Genomic DNA, 15095 nt, shown 5'->3' with positions numbered 1-15095 from the left:
TTCCCTCCTTCTCCCTGCTGGACAGCTTCGTCTTAGTAATACCAAGCGGGTCTGACAATCACGTCGAGCCGGAGGTTCCTACCGTCCAGGAGCTGCCGCACAGCATCCGCCCGTGACTGTGTCCGCACTGCCAAGTGGGTAACGGCCGCGACGGGAACACGCTCGTGTACGAGGAACTCCGCCATGCGCCGCCGCATGCGATCAGGGTCTTCAGGAGTATTGTTCCATCGTTCCCGCTCCATCACCGACCAGTCCACGTGACTGCCCAGACGCGCCAGGTCGCTTTCGATCGCGGTGATGTCCGCCGCGCAGTTCCCATCGCTGAACACGCTGACGCAGCCGGTTTCAACCAGTCTCCGGGGACTCGTCACCAGGTAGACCAGCGGATCCTGCCCATCCGCATAGGTCGGCACCGATCCTTTACGGATCTTGTAGAGCATGGGCGAGCGAGGGGCGAAGTAGAACGGCACGTAGTCTGCGACCACTCCGCCCGGGAACGGGTCGACCTTCCGCAAGCGTCGCCGCTCCTTGATGGCCTGGTCTCCGCACTCCACCTGCAGACTGCGGTCCTCACGCACGATGCGGTCGCAGTTGATACAGCCCTGGTCCAGCACATTGGGCAGGTTGCTTATGTGCGTGAAGTGATAGATGGGGCGATCCTCTGGAGGCAACACAGCCGGAGAGTATCTGATCGTCCCTTCAGCCACTCGGGCCATGCCCTGACCGTCGGGTTGAAACAACACTGCCTTACCCCGTACCGGACTGGCCTGCACCGCTCGCGCCGGCCTGCACGAGACGTCTCCTCCGCGTCGTACCCACCCGATACGATCGAAGACCGTTCGCAGCCGTGTGAACAGCGGCGGACGGTACCTCCGGGACAGCGGGCCGCGCTGAGCGTCACACGCCGTCCTGGTCGACGGGGGACGCGCCGCGCTGCCCGGTGGACGCAGACGTAGTACACGGAAAACAGGAGACGCGAGACAGAGATGGCCCCGACCGCCGCCACGGCCCCCCTCCTCCGCGATGTCATCGACATCAAGACGTCCATCTCCACGTCGGACTTCGTCCTGAAGCTGGCCGAGGCCGTCACCAAAGAGGGCGCCGAGCGGGCGCTGCGGGATTACGTCGTCACCGAGCGTCTTCTCGAGAACTTCGACGAGGCTCTGAGTCTGATCAAGACCGCGCTGGACGGGCAGACGTCGAAGGCCGCGTATCTGCACGGCTCGTTCGGTTCCGGTAAGTCGCACTTCATGGCCGTGCTGCACGCCCTGCTCCGGGGGGACGAGGCCGCACGCGCCCGGACCGACTTCGATCCGGTGCTGGCCAAACACGAATGGCTGAGCACCGACGGGAAGCGGTTCCTTCTCGTGCCGTACCACATGCTCGGGGCCAAGTCCCTGGAGCAGCGGGTGCTCGGCGGGTACGTCAGCCACGTCAAGGCACTGCATTCCGATGCGCCCACTCCGCAGGTCTACCGGACCGACTCCCTCTTCGCGGACATCCGCGCGCTGCGGGATCGTATGGGCGACGACAAGTTCATCGAAGGGCTCGCCGGAGCCGCGGCCGACGGAGACACCGTCGATGCCGACGACGAGTGGGGTGACTCCTTCGCCTGGACCCAGGCGCTCCTCGACACCGCCCTCACCGCCGAGGAACTGGACGGCGCCGAGGTCAACCTCAACCTGGTCAACCCGACCACCCCGGCCGAGCTGCGCGCCAAGCTGGTGCACGACGCGAGCACCAGCTGGTTCCCCGGTTTCGCGAAGAACGCCGCCGAGGACGAGCACGGCTTCATCTCGCTCGACGCAGGCCTCGCCGTCATCGCCGAGCATGCGAAGTCGCTGAAGTACGACGGGCTGATCCTGTTCATGGACGAGCTGATCCTCTGGCTCGCCAACCGCATCCACGACCAGAAGTTCGTCTCCCGCGAAGCCGACAAGATCACCAACTTCGTGGAGGGCGCCGACTCGCGCCGCGCCATCCCGATCGTGTCGTTCATCGCACGGCAGCGCGATCTGCGGGAGCTGGTCGGCCAGGAGGTCTCCGGGGCGGCCGAGACCGCGATCCAGGACAGTCTCAACCTGGCTTCCGGGCGCTTCGACAAGATCACGCTGGAGGACCGCAACCTCCCGCAGATCGCCCACGCCCGTCTCCTGAAGCCCAGGAACGCGGAGGCCGCCGCCAAGCTGGACGCGGCGTTCGCGAAGATCAAGCGGGTCGGGCCGCAGGTGTGGGACGTGCTGCTGGGCTCCGACGAGGGGACGACCGGGGCCGACGAGGCGTCGTTCCGGCTGACGTACCCCTTCTCCCCTTCGTTCATGGACACTCTCGTCCACATCTCCTCGGCGCTGCAGCGCTCCCGTACCGGTCTGAAGCTGATGGGCCAGCTGCTGGCCGACCATCGCGACGACGCGACGCTGGAACAGCTCATCCCGCTCGGCGACCTCTACCCGGTCATCGCCGATGGCGGCGACCGGCCGTTCGTCGACAGTCTGAAGGTGGAGTTCCAGGCCGCGGACAAGCTGTACCGCACCAAACTGCGGCCCTATCTCCTGGCGATGTACGAGGTCACCGAGGAGGACATCGAGCGCTACCGCCACCGCCGCGAGACCATCACCGATCAAGGGCACCTGCAGCGGTGCAAGGCGTTCGTGGGTGACGACCGGCTGATGTGCACGCTCCTGCTGTCCGCATTGGCGCCCAGCGTGCCCGCGCTGCGGGACCTGACGATCCGGCGGCTCGCGTCCCTCAATCACGGCTCGGTCATCTCCCCCATCCCGGGGGCGGAGGTCGGCGCGATCAAGTCGAAGATCGACGAGTGGGCGGCGCGCTTCGCGGAGATCAAGCCCACCGGTACCAAGGTCAACCCGGGCGTACGGCTCGAGTTGGCCGGCGTGGACGTGGACTCCGTCATCGCCAATGCCAACGTCAACAACAACCGCTCCAACCGCCGCTCCCTCGCCAAGCGACTCCTCGCCGAAGAGCTGGGCATCGACCTCCAGGAAAGGCTCACCGCGGACGAGCTGAAGTTCGTCTGGCGCGGCTCGAACCGCACGGTGGAGGTCATCTTCGGCAACATCGCCGACCACGACGACCTGCAGGACCACGAGTTCGCCCCCAGCCAGGACGGGCTGTGGCGGATGATCATCGATCTGCCGTACGACGAGGGCGAGTACGGGCCGCGCGAGGACGCCAACCGCATGGCCGAGCTCCGTCGGCTTCCCGGCAATCGGCCACGGACGGTGGGGTGGATTCCCACGCATCTGTCCACCGGCCGCTTCCAGGACTTCCAGCGGCTGGTCGTCATCCACTACGCACTCGCCGACCAGCGGCGCTTCGACACCAGCTACGCGCAACACCTGAATGCCGACAACCGAGCCCGTGCCAAGGCGCTGCTGGAAGACCAGCGCGAGACGCTCACCAAGACGGTGAAGGCGGCGTTCAAGCAGGCCTACGGCCTTGCGGCCAAGAAGCCCGGCGACGTCAATCCGGACTTCAACGAGCACTTGGAGCCGCTGCCCGACGTGCCGGATCTACGTGTCTCCATCGGGCAGTCCCTGCACGACGCGGCAAGGCATGTGGCGGGCAAGCTGCTGGCCCACCAGTTCCCCGCGCATCCGGACTTCGACCCTGAGGGCACGGGTACGGTCGTCAAACTCGCCGACGCGCGGACCGTGTTCGGGCACATCCGCGCCGCCGCGGAGGCCGGTGACCGGCAGGCCGAGATCCCGGCCAAGGAGCGTCCGCTCATGCGGCGCATCGCCGCGCCGCTGGGGCTCGGCCAGCAGAAGGAGGCGTACTTCCGGCTCTCCAGTCGCTGGCCGGAGCACTTCGCCCTCCAGGCGCGTGGCGAGGCCGGCCCCGGTGATCTGAGCGTCGTCCAGCTCACCGAGTGGATCGACCGTCCCGCGACGATGGGTCTGGAGCCGTTCCTCGCCCACCTGGTCATCGCGTCGTACGCGGAGATGGACGACCGGGTCTGGGTACGGGCGGGTGCGCTGCTCGACCCCTCGCCCGAACTCTCGGCGATCAAGCCGCAGGACGCGCTGCGTTCCCAGCCACTGCCGGAGGAACACGTCTGGGAGGAGGCGGGGCGCCGCTACTGGGAGATCTTCGGGGAGGAGCCGCCCAGGCTTCGCAGGGGCCGGATGGTCGGGCAGTTCGCCCGGCGGATCTCAGAGCAGGCCCGCACGTACCAGCCGCACGCAGCCGATCTGGTGGCGCAGCTGGAGATGCACGCGACGCTGTTCGACCTGGACGGCACCGACGAGTCCGGCCGACTGGCGATCGCCCGCCGGGCCCGGGACCTGTTGGACGAGCTGCGCGGGCTGGATCAGGGCGCGGCAGGCGGTTCCGCTGCGGCCAAGCAGATCATCTCCGCCTTCGCCGGCTTCGATCTCGGCGAGGTGCCGACGAGCCGCTACGGTGCGTCGATCAAGCAGGCCGAGGCCGTCGCGGCTGCCTTGGCCACCGCCGCTTGGGACATGCTCAAGCTCGCGCCCAACTACGGGCCGCAGGGCGAGGCGGTGCTGGAGGAGTTGCGCGGCGCGGCGCGTGTCGATCAGCGGACCAAGGACCTCAAGGAGGCGCTGCGGGAGGCACGGCGGTCGATCGTCGCCGTCATCGAGCGCAGCCAGGCACACACCGCTGACCCGCGTAGGGCGTACACCGCGGCCAATCCGACCGAACCCCTCACAAAGCCCGACGCGATCAGTCTGAACACCGACACCAGCCAACCGCCCGTGCCCTCCACCCACCCTGACACCGGCAGCGGACGGCGTGCGGGACGCCGCTCGGGCGGGGGCCGGACCACGGCCTCCCGTGCGCTGGACCGGCTGCGGGCCGAACTGGCCGAACTGGCCTCTGCCGAGCCGGACGCAGAGATCGAGATCAACTGGCGGGTCGTGGAATGAGCGGAAGGCAGCGAACGAAGAAGGTGTGGGACCAGTGAGTGCGGCGGCCGTGACCACCACCAGCGCGGTGCGGCTGAACGCCGCGACCATCACCCAGTACCTGGCGTCGCAGCCCGGTCTCAAGCCGGACAAGCGCAGAGTCGTGCTGCTGCGGGCCGCGCCCTCCTGGGACGGCCCGGCCGAACTGCCGTGGGGTGAGCAGCGGCGGGCCACGGTCGCGGCGGCGCCCTCTCCTCTCGGCGTGTACGAGCTGCTCCTCGCGCACCAGAAGCCGTCGGCCACCGGGCCCGACGTGCTGGTGGTACTCACCGACCGCGAGGAGGCGGAGCTCGGGCCCGATCTGCTGGCCAAGGTGCACCGGCAGCGGGTCAACGCCGTCGACACCTGGGACGTCGTACGGGAGGCGTTCGGTGCAAGCGCCTCGGACCACCGGCTGTTCGAGGAGAACTGGGCTGCCGAGGCGCTGCTGGACGCCGCTCCCCCGCACGGTGGGTGGCCGAAGCTGGCGGGCGGTGTGCTGTCGCGGCGCGAGGCGCTGACCTCGCTCGCCCTGCGCAGGCTGGGAATCGGCCGCTACGACCCGGACGCCGAAATCTCCCGCTCCGCGGCGGGAGTCGGTGACGAACTGGACATCCACACCCTGCTGCGATGGTCCCTCGCCCCTGGCGGCCCCGAACGGCTCCTGGCGCTGCGAGCGCCCGAGCGAGCCGGGCTCGTGCAGTTCCTCGGCGAAGAGGAGCAGGCCGGACGCGCGGGACAGGCCATGCTCGCCCTGGTGACGGCGGAACACGGGCCGGACGCCGTCGCATTCGGGCTGGTTTGCGCGGCGCTGTGGGGACACGCCGACGCCGCAGCAGACGCTGAGGACTACCGGGCCCGGGGGCGGGCCGAGCGCTGGTTCGGAGAGGAGCCGCCCGCCCAAGGTCAGCACCTGGACGTCCTCGCGGCGGCGTTCGGACGGTCCTGCGAGGAGTTCGTCTCCGCCCTGCTGCTGACGGGACGGTCGGACAGTGCCGAAACGGCAGCGGAAGCCCGGCGGCTGACCGGCTCCGTCCTCGACCGGGCGGCCGCGCTTGCGCGCCAGTTCGGGGCGGAACGAGCCGCAGGGACGAGTCCCGTACTGGCGGCAGGACTTGAAGCACGCTTCACTGCTGCCGGCGAGGCGCTGTCGAGCGGCGCCCCCGAGCGGATCACACCGGCCGTCAAGGCCCTCAGCCAACACCGGCTCGCCCGGGATCCCGACTACAGCATCCGTATCGAGCGGGTGCGCATGGCGCAACGGCTGGCACGTTGGCTCGCGACCGACCCGCCGGCGGAGACCCACACGGTGGCGGATGCCATCGCCCGTCACGTCACCGAGACGGGCTGGGTGGACCTGGCGCTGGAGCACATCGAGTCCGGGGGCGACCCCGATCCGGCGCTCCGGTCCGCATACGACGTTCTGTGTGCCTCGGCGCACGACCGTCGGCGCGAGATCGACCGGCACTTCGCCCAGGTGCTTGCCGCCCGGACGGCGACCGACCGAGGCCCCGGCTCGATGCTGGCCGTGGAGACGTTCCTCCCCGAGGTCGTCGCCCCGGTAGTGAAGGCCGGCGAGCGGAGAGTGCTCCTCCTCGTGCTCGACGGGATGAGCGCGGCCATCGCCGCCGAGCTCGGCGACCAACTGCGCGACCACTGGGCCGAGTACGACCCGCTGCCAGGGGCGAAGGACGCCCCACAGCGCCGCGCGATGGCAGCCGCGCTCCCCACCATCACGGCCGTATCCCGGACCTCGCTCTTCGCGGCGCGGCTGATGAAGGGCACACAGGCCGACGAGAAGAGGCTGGTCCCCGCTCACCGCTTCTGGGGCGGGGAGGACGTGGCGGTCTTCCACAAGGACGATCTGCGGGCCGAGAGCAGTGGTGAGCCGTTCGGGCCCGAACTGCACGACGCGCTCGTCGGCGACCGCACGCATGTGGCGGTGGTCCTCAACACTGTGGACGACCGGCTGGCCTCCGAGCAGAAACTCGGTGACGGTGCCTGGCGGCTGTCCCACATAGGGGGGCTGCGAGCGCTGCTTCGGTCTGCCGCGGACCAGGGCCGTGCGGTGATCCTCACCAGCGACCACGGTCACGTCATCGACCGGCGGACGGCTCGGGTGGACGCCGAGGACGTGCGGTCCGCGCGGCACCGCGGCCCCGGAAGTCCGCTCATCGAGCCGGAAATCGTGCTGACAGGTCCTCGGGTTCTCGACCCGGAGCCGGAGAGCGAGATCGTCGCACTCTGGGACGCCGGCACCCGCTACACGTCTCGCAAGGCCGGCTATCACGGCGGCGCATCCCTGGCCGAGTTCGCCATCCCGGTGCTGGCCTTCCTGCCCTTCGGGGCGAAACCGCCGAGCGGCTGGCGGGAGCTGGGGAACCAGCAGCCGACCTGGTGGTCACTGGCCTCGCCAGGGGAGAAGCAGCCGCCGCGGGCGGCCCATGCCGCCGCGGTCTCGGCACCCGTACCGAAGAAGTCGCCCAAGAAGACCAAGAACGAGGCGGAACTCGCCAAGAGCCACGAGGCGCTGTTCGACGTGGCGCTGGTTCCTTCGGGATCCGAGGGCGGCGCTCTGTTGTCCGTAACCCCGGTGTCTCCGGGTGATGCCTTGGTCGATGCCCTCCTGAAGTCCGAGGTCTTTGCGGCGCAGGTGCAGCTGCTCGCTCGTAAACCGGACCTTGTTCGGGTGGAAAAGGCCGTACACGCTCTGCTGGACGCGGGCGGCACCCTGCCCATGACTGCTCTCGCTCAGCGCGTCGGCCTGCCCGCGAATCGGCCGGCCGACGGCTTCGCCGCCGTGCTACGGCAGTTGCTCAATCACGACGGTGTCCAGGTGCTGGAGACGCTGCCGGACGGGCGGACCCTGCGGTTGCACACCGGACTGCTGCGGGACCAGTTCGAGTTGAGCTGAGGGAAACGGTGTAGTCGGTCGCGGGGCGCCCCAGGACCGACCACACCATGCCTCAGGTGAGCTGGCGCAGCAACCCCGCGAACTGGCGCAGCTCTTCGCTCCGTTGCGCCGACAGCGGCTCCGGGTCGAAGTGCGCGATCTGGTTGCGGATGCTGCGCACCCGGTCGAGCTGGTGCACGAACTGGACGCGGTTCACCCCGGTCCACCCCAGGGTCTGCCAGTTCTGGTCGGCGGCGGCGCACAGCGCTTCTTTGCGGTGACCCTGTCTGTTGCGCTGATCGCCGTCCAGCAGCATCACGTACTGGCCGAACATGAGGTCCGCGATCTTCCCCGTCTTCCTGTCGTTGTGCTGCACGGCACGGATGGCGTCCTCGCTCATCTTCGCGCCGAGGCACTTGCGGAGCCGGAACTCGATCTCGCCCACCACGAAGAACGGCCATGCGGTCGCGTCAAAGCGCTGGGTGATGTCCGCAGCGGTGACGATGCCGCTAATGCGCCCGTTGTGGGCCCGGACCAGCACGTATCCGTGCTCGCAGACGTTGGAGAGCATGGCGAAGAAGTCGTCGTGGGCGTGTGCGACCGGCGGGTCCTCCACGATCGCGTTGCCCATTGCCGCTTCCGCGCCCGTGGCGTACATCTTGGCCACGGAGCGCCAGGTGACGACACCTGCCACTGTGTACTGGTCCTCCAGGACCGGGACCTGGGAGTAGTTCTTCGTGTGCATGATGTACGTCGCCTCGGTGAGGTCCGAGGCAGGCGTGACCGAGTCGACTCCGGCGTGTGCGCAGGGCAGGTCGCCGATCCGGAAGGGCTGCTGCGGCATGGCACCGGGCAGCAGCCCCGCCTCGTCCTCCTGCTCCTCGTCCGCGCCGTCCCCCTGGTCCCCTGCTGCGGATTCCTGGGCAACAATGTGGATCTCGGACTGGCTGCTGCAGGTGGCGAAGTACGGCAGGGTCGCGAGACCGACATCCTTCAGCTTCTGCTCGATGTGCAGGATGGCCTGGTCGTTGCGGAACCGGGTGTTGAAACAGGTCAGGAGCTCAACGAGAGGTATGCGCCGGCCTTTGAGCGCCAGCAGTTCTTCGTCGGAAGGTGTCCGGAGCACGGCCGCGTCACCCGGCCTTCGCGTCGCGGAAGACGGTGCGCTTGCCCATGGCCGACATGACCAGCTCCAGCAGCTGCTTGGACCTGTTCTCGTAGAACTGCTCGAAATCGCCCGAGTGCAGCGCGACAGGGTCGATGAGGTGAGTGCCGATGACGTCGTCGAACCACTCGGGGCGCATTCCCGACTCGAGCGCGAGCGTCTTCAGGTATCCGGCGGGCGATCCAGTCATGCTCTTGCTGGCCCGGAGCGACAGGGGCGTCTTGTTGATGATCGAGTTCGCCCTGTTGCTGTAGGCCCGGTGGTTCTTGTCGATCCACACCTTCGGGAAGATCTGACGCACCTCCACGCTGTACTCGGCCAGGCGCGCGGCGTTCAGGGGTGCTTCCGTGAAGTACCAGTCCACTGCCCCCTGCTTGACGAGAAGGGCGTAAACCCCCTTGTAGGCAGCACTGTTGCGCGTGCTGAGGGTGTCCAGCCGGTCATCCAGGAAGGCCGCCTCGGCAATCGTGTCGGGGACTACTTCAGTGTTGCCCCGCAGGCGTTCGATGAGTTGCTCGACGTCGCGGGTGAAGCGGCTCTCCGTGGAACCGCCGTACATCTCACCGAGCACACCGCACCAGTACCACTGGGTGAGCAGTTCGTCGGCCTCCACGGTTTCGGTCTGCTCGCCCAAGATTGTCCGTACGGCAGCCAGCGGCACAAGTTGGGTGCGATACGGCAGGTCCGGGGTGCGCACGATGCACTGCCGCTCCAGGAAAGTCCCCACCCACTCAAAGGCTTTCGCCACCCGCGGAGCGAGCAGGCTGAAGTCGGCGAGCGGCAGTTCCAGCAGGTCACGGCGCTTGCAGGAGACCGCGGCCCGCGGCTCCTGGCGCTTGCGCTCCCAGGTTCGGACGAGCGCCACGGCCTGGAGGAAGTCGCTGCTGCTGAGCCCGTCCTCGACGCCGGCCTCCATACGTCCGAACACGGGGTATGACGACGTCAGGCCCTTCTTGATGTCCAGCCAGACGTCGGGGAGCTTGTAGTAGTCGCCATGCTCGGCCACGTACTCCTGGTTGCCCGCATAGGTGGCCGTCAGCAGTTCGAAGACATTGAGCGGCACACCACCGGTGTTCACCCGCTCGAACACAGCACAGACCGCGTCCATGGTCGTGGAGGCCGCGAGCTTGATCATCGGGACCTGGAACGACTGCATGCGGTTGAGCACGTGCATCTGGAACTGTCCCCACAGCCCCCAGTTCGTGACGTCGACCTTCACGTACTCCTGGTGCCAGTCATTCACTCGCTCGGTGTCGAACACGAAGTGGAGGGGGAAGTAGCCTGCCGCGCACTCACCTTCGACGGTACTCAGGTCGATGAGGTCCCTGCGGTTGAAGCCGGTCTTGAGGATCTTGTCCTCAGGCACGGACACGATGGCGTCGTCGCGTTCGGCCGGTGGCCCGATGGCCTTGGCGATGTCGACGTAGTACCAGCGCCTCAGCTCCTTGCCGCGAGCATCCACCGTCTCCACCGGGCGATCCCGGTGCAGGGCCTGGAAGAGGGAGGTCAACCGCTGCTGGCCGTCGAGCAGCAAGAGATCGGGCACCCGGCCCTCCGCGTCTTCGGCACCTTTGAGTGTCCGAGTGCGGAACAGCGAGGTGCCATTGGTCTGCAGCGCCATCACCACCCCGAGCGGATAGTCGAGTGTCACCGTCGCGATGAGCGCTCTGATGCGCTCGTCGTCCCACTTCCACTCGCGTTGGAAGTCGGGGAGCTGTAAGGCGCCGGAAGCGACGTCCGCAAGGGCGTCGCTGAGTTTCAGACTGTCTAGTGCCACGCTATGTCTTTCGGTCTAGGACTGAACGCTGCGTCACCGCTCCTCACGCGGTGAACATGCCATTGCATCAATGGGGTTGGCGGCAGTCAAGGCGTCCGGCAACGCCGCTACCACGCACCATCATCGGCAATCCAGAGCCTGCCGGACAATCCGTCCGCACCGCGGTCCAAACGCACTATGGTGCCGCTCGTTTCGCCCTGCGCCCTCGTGGTCTCAGGCCGATGGGAGACTGTCGGGGTGAGTACAGACAACCCTGGCCGAAACGGACCCGTCAGTGCCGCCCGGCGTCGTGACGTGATCGATGCGCTGCGCCGGGGAGCTGTTCCCGAGAGCGGGCTCGACCTGCTGGCCACCGGCCTGGACCGGTTCCAGAGTGCCCTGGACTCCGAACTCGACGCCGTGGCGTCGGGCGCGTCGGTGTTCAAGGCCGTACGCGGCGAGTACGGGTCGGGCAAGACCTTCTTCGCGCGGTGGCTCGGCGAGCGGGCCAAGCGGCGCAACTTCGCCGTCGCCGAGATCCAGGTCTCGGAGACCGAGACCCCGCTGCACAAGCTGGAGACCGTCTACCGCCGCCTCACCGAGCGGCTGGCCACGCCCGGATTCCCTCCGAGCGCGCTCCGGCCGGTCGTGGACGCCTGGTTCTACGCCCTTGAGGAGGACGCCCTCGCCGCGGGCGCGTCCGAGGAGGACCTGCCCGCAGAGGTGGAGCGGTTGATGACAGCCCGGCTCACCGAGGTGTCCCGGCACGCCCCGTCGTTCGCGACGGCGCTGCGCGGATACCGAACGGCACTCGAGTCGGGAGACGAGGCCACCGCCTCGGCCGTCATGGCATGGCTGGGCGGACAGCCGCACGTGGCCGCGGCGGCCCGCAGGTCCGCCGGGGTGCGCGGCGACCTCGACCACTTCGGCGCCCTGGGGTTTCTGCAGGGGCTGCTCACCGTGCTGCGTGACTCCGGGCACGCGGGCCTGTTCGTTGTGCTGGACGAGGTGGAGACCCTGCAACGAGTCCGCTCCGACGCCCGTGACAAGGCGCTGAACGCGCTGCGCCAGCTCATCGACGAGGTGCACTCCGGACGCTTCCCCGGCCTCTATCTGCTGATCACCGGCACACCGGCGTTCTACGACGGACGACAGGGCGTGCAGCGTCTGGCTCCGCTGGCCCAGCGACTGGCCACCGACTTCACCACCGATCCACGCTTCGACAACCCACGTGCGGTGCAGCTCAGACTGCCGGGCTTCACCCTTGACTCGCTGATCGGTCTAGGACTGACCATCCGGGACCTGTATGCGTCCGGGTCTTCGGCGACCGAGCGAGTCAAGGAGATCACAGACGACGTATATGTCGCCGACCTGGCCAAGGCCGTCGGCGGAGCGCTGGGGGGCAAGGTGGGGGTAGCGCCTCGTCTGTTCCTCAAGAAACTCGTCGGCGACGTCCTCGACCGTGTGGACCAGTTCGAGGACTTCGATCCGCGCAAGCACTACGCACTCACGGTGAACTCCTCGGAGCTGACCGAGGTCGAGCGCAACGCCGCGGCGGTCGACAGCGCCGACGATGTCGAACTGGACCTCCCGTGAGCGATGTGGCGCCCGACCCGATGGACCTCCTTCACCCTGGGTTGGTCCACCACGTCGTGAACACCCTGGGCTGGCCCCGCCTGCGGTTCCTCCAGGAGGAGGCGATCACCCCCCTGACAGACGGGGCGGACGCCGTGCTGATCGCCCCCACCGCAGGCGGGAAGACCGAGGCTGCGTGTTTCCCCTTGCTGTCGCGGATGGCGCAGGAGAAATGGGACGGCACCTCGGTCCTCTACGTATGTCCGCTGAAGGCGCTGCTCAACAACCTGCTGCCCCGACTGGAGACGTACACCTCTTGGCTCGGACGTACAGCCGCACTCTGGCACGGCGACGTCACGCACTCCCGCCGCAAGCGCATCCTGCGCGAACGACCGGATGTGCTGCTGACCACTCCCGAGTCCCTGGAGGCCATGCTGGTCAGCGCCAACGTCGACCACCAGGCGTTCTTCTCCGGGCTGCGGGCGATCGTCGTCGACGAGGTGCACGCTTTCGCGGGCGACGACCGAGGGTGGCATCTACTGGCCGTGCTGGAACGGCTGGAGCGGGTGGCCGGGCGCCCCGTGCAGCGGGTCGGCCTGTCCGCGACCGTGGGTAACCCGGAGGAGCTGCTCACCTGGTTGCAGGGAGCAAAGGCCGGGCAGCGCACGGCACACGTCGTCGCCCCGCACCTGAAGGAGAAGGTACAGAAACTGCCCCCGCCCGGGGATGTCCAACTCGACTATGTGGGGTCTCTGGCCAATGCGGCGACGGTGATCGCGGCATTGCACCGGGGCGAGAAGCGCCTGGTCTTCTGCGAATCGCGCAAGCAGGTCGAGGAGCTCGGCGCGGCGCTACGTGCGAAGGGCATGACCACTTTCCTGTCCCACGCGTCACTGTCCGCAGACGAGCGACGGCGGGCGGAGGAAGCCTTCGCGGAGGCTCGCGACTGCGTGATCGTCTCCACCAGCACCCTGGAACTGGGCATCGACGTCGGCGACCTCGACCGGGTCGTCCAGATCGACGCACCAAGCACCGTGGCCTCTTTCCTACAGCGACTGGGCCGCACCGGTCGACGGCCCGGATCCAGCCGCAACTGCCTGTTCCTCGCCACCGACGACGCCGGCCTCCTGTCCGCGACGGCACTTCTGCTGCTCTGGTCGCGCGGCTGGGTGGAGCCGGTCATCGCTCCTCCGGAACCCCGGCACATCGCCGCGCAACAGGTGCTGGCGCTCTGCCTCCAGGAGCACCGGGTCGGTGACCGGCTGTGGCAGGAGTGGTGGGGAGGCCTCGGTCCGTTCGGCCCTTCCGCCGAGCCGATCGTGCGTCACCTGGTCGAGGAGGGCTATCTGGACCGGGACGGCGAACTGCTGTTCATCGGCCCAGAGGCCGAAAAGCGGTTCGGCTACCGGCACTTCATGGATCTCACCGCGGTCTTCACCGCCGCTCCGGAGTTCACCGTGCTGTCGGGCCGCACCGAGATCGGCAGCACAGATCCCGTGCTGCTCACGGACGAGGTCGTCGGCCCTCGCCGACTTCTGCTCGCCGGGCGCAGCTGGCAGGTGACGTACATCGACTGGTCGCGCCGCCGCTGCTTCGTCGAGCCGGTGGAGAGTGGCGGGCGGGCCCGCTGGGGCGGCGTCGGCCTCACCCGCACCGCGTCCTACGAGCTGACACGGGCGGCCCGCGAAATCCTGCTCGGCGCCACCCCGCCGGTCACGCTCACCCGCCGTGCCGAAAGCGCTCTCGCCCGCGTGCGCGATGAGAGCGCCGAACTGGTGTACCACGACGGCACCGTCATCATGCGGGGAGGCCACGACACGAATGTGCGGTGGTGGACGTGGGCGGGCTATCGCACCAACGCCACCCTGGCCGCGACCCTCTCCGCCATCGCCGACCCACTTCAGCGTCCCACGGACACGTACGTCCGGCTACGCGAGGACATCACGCCCCAGGACTGGAAACGGGCAACTGCGGACGCATCTGGCCATCTGTGTCTCCCGACGGTGGACCCACGCGCAGTGGCCGGGCTGAAGTTCGGTGCGGCCCTTCCGCCACGTCTGGCCGAGGCGACGCTCGCAGGCCGGCTGGCCGATCTGGACGGTGCAGCCGCCTCGCTGCGCGAGGTCGTCAGATTCACGACCAGTTGAAGGGATGAGCCCGTCCTAGATGACCTACGGAGTGCTTGTGTGAGTCCCCAGCTCTCCCGCAGGCACCAGAGTGACGAAGGCTGTTCCTCTCTTGGCCGAGCAACAATGGCAGACGAGTCGGGCTGTACGCCGGGTTCTGTCACCCGACCGCCTCGCGGCGGCCGGGGAGACGGTCATCCATCTAGGACCGGTGTTGCCACCGGCCTCGTGCGGTCTACCCGCGGACTCGGGCGGGCAGCCCTCGGGCGTCCGCGCAGAGTCGCCCTTCTTTCGAAGAGGCGGCTCCTCTTGACCTTGCTCCGGGTGGGGTTTACCTAGCCGCCTGAGTCACCTCAGGCGCTGGTGGTCTCTTACACCACCGTTTCACCCTTACCCAGCGCCTGAGCGCTGGGCGGTTTGTTTTCTGTGGCACTGTCCCGCGGGTCACCCCGGGTGGCCGTTAGCCACCACCCTGCCCTGTGGAGCCCGGACGTTCCTCGGGGAGGTCCACAGGGACCTCCACGCGACCGTCCGCCCGGCTCGTCTGCCGTGTCGACCATGGTACCGGGCGTGCGGCCCGCCCCGGTCCCGAGGTCCTGGAGCCGGCGGAGGCCGTGGATGCCGTGGATGCCGTGGATGCCGTGGATGC

Annotated in this window: 7 protein-coding genes and 1 other RNA gene; 4 read left to right on the top strand and 4 right to left on the bottom strand. The window is 68.2% G+C overall.

Going from position 1 to position 15095, the window contains the following annotated elements; genetic code table 11:
• Window positions 1–32 precede the first annotated feature (32 nt).
• Window positions 33–674: a type II toxin-antitoxin system toxin DNA ADP-ribosyl transferase DarT gene (gene darT, locus ACQEVY_RS33925; protein WP_432953186.1), complete on the bottom strand. Its 642-nt coding sequence runs from the start codon at window positions 672–674 to the stop codon at window positions 33–35.
• A gap of 312 nt (window positions 675–986) precedes the next feature.
• Between darT and pglY the strand changes: the two genes are divergently transcribed.
• Together pglY and pglZ are read left to right on the top strand one after the other, a co-directional pair.
• Window positions 987–4913, top strand: coding sequence for a BREX-2 system ATPase PglY (gene pglY / locus ACQEVY_RS33920; RefSeq protein ID WP_432953185.1), 3927 nt, complete (start codon window positions 987–989; stop codon window positions 4911–4913).
• Between the two features lie 34 nt (window positions 4914–4947).
• A complete protein-coding gene (gene pglZ, locus ACQEVY_RS33915; protein WP_432953184.1) occupies window positions 4948–7845 on the top strand; it encodes a BREX-2 system phosphatase PglZ in 2898 nt (965 codons plus the stop codon).
• A gap of 52 nt (window positions 7846–7897) precedes the next feature.
• Here pglZ and ACQEVY_RS33910 read toward each other — a convergent pair whose 3' ends face one another.
• Both ACQEVY_RS33910 and ACQEVY_RS33905 read right to left on the bottom strand, forming a co-directional pair.
• Window positions 7898–8950, bottom strand: coding sequence for a CBS domain-containing protein (locus ACQEVY_RS33910; protein WP_432953183.1), 1053 nt, complete (start codon window positions 8948–8950; stop codon window positions 7898–7900).
• Window positions 8951–8957: 7 nt separating this feature from the next.
• Entirely contained in the window at window positions 8958–10766 is a 1809-nt protein-coding gene (locus ACQEVY_RS33905; protein ID WP_432953182.1) for a GmrSD restriction endonuclease domain-containing protein, read from the bottom strand.
• 237 nt (window positions 10767–11003) lie between these two features.
• On the opposite strand from ACQEVY_RS33905, the gene brxD reads away from it, so the two are divergent.
• Both brxD and ACQEVY_RS33895 read left to right on the top strand, forming a co-directional pair.
• Complete coding sequence (gene brxD / locus ACQEVY_RS33900; protein ID WP_432953181.1) at window positions 11004–12341, top strand: BREX system ATP-binding protein BrxD; 1338 nt, start codon at window positions 11004–11006, stop codon at window positions 12339–12341.
• Between the two features lie 20 nt (window positions 12342–12361).
• The gene (locus ACQEVY_RS33895; RefSeq protein WP_432955541.1) at window positions 12362–14467 is read left to right on the top strand and encodes a DEAD/DEAH box helicase; all 2106 of its coding nucleotides are present in this window, start codon (window positions 12362–12364) and stop codon (window positions 14465–14467) included.
• A 109-nt stretch (window positions 14468–14576) separates the two neighbouring features.
• Here the strand turns inward: ACQEVY_RS33895 and rnpB are convergent.
• Window positions 14577–14989: RNase P RNA component class A (gene rnpB, locus ACQEVY_RS33890), an RNA gene on the bottom strand.
• Between the last annotated feature and the right edge of the window lie 106 nt (window positions 14990–15095).

The sequence above is a fragment of the Streptomyces sp. CA-288835 genome, from assembly GCF_050936385.1.
Classification (GTDB): Bacteria; Actinomycetota; Actinomycetes; order Streptomycetales; family Streptomycetaceae; genus Streptomyces.
Note: the sequence above shows the minus strand (reverse complement) of the source record. Positions and strands in the feature narration are given on the sequence as shown.

What these genes read in the sequence shown, in the direction of transcription:
- ACQEVY_RS33895 (WP_432955541.1), top strand. Translation starts at nt 12,362, where the DNA reads ATGGACCTCCTTCACCCTGGGTTGGTCCACCACGTCGTGAACACCCTG.
- pglY (WP_432953185.1), top strand. Translation starts at nt 987, where the DNA reads ATGGCCCCGACCGCCGCCACGGCCCCCCTCCTCCGCGATGTCATCGAC.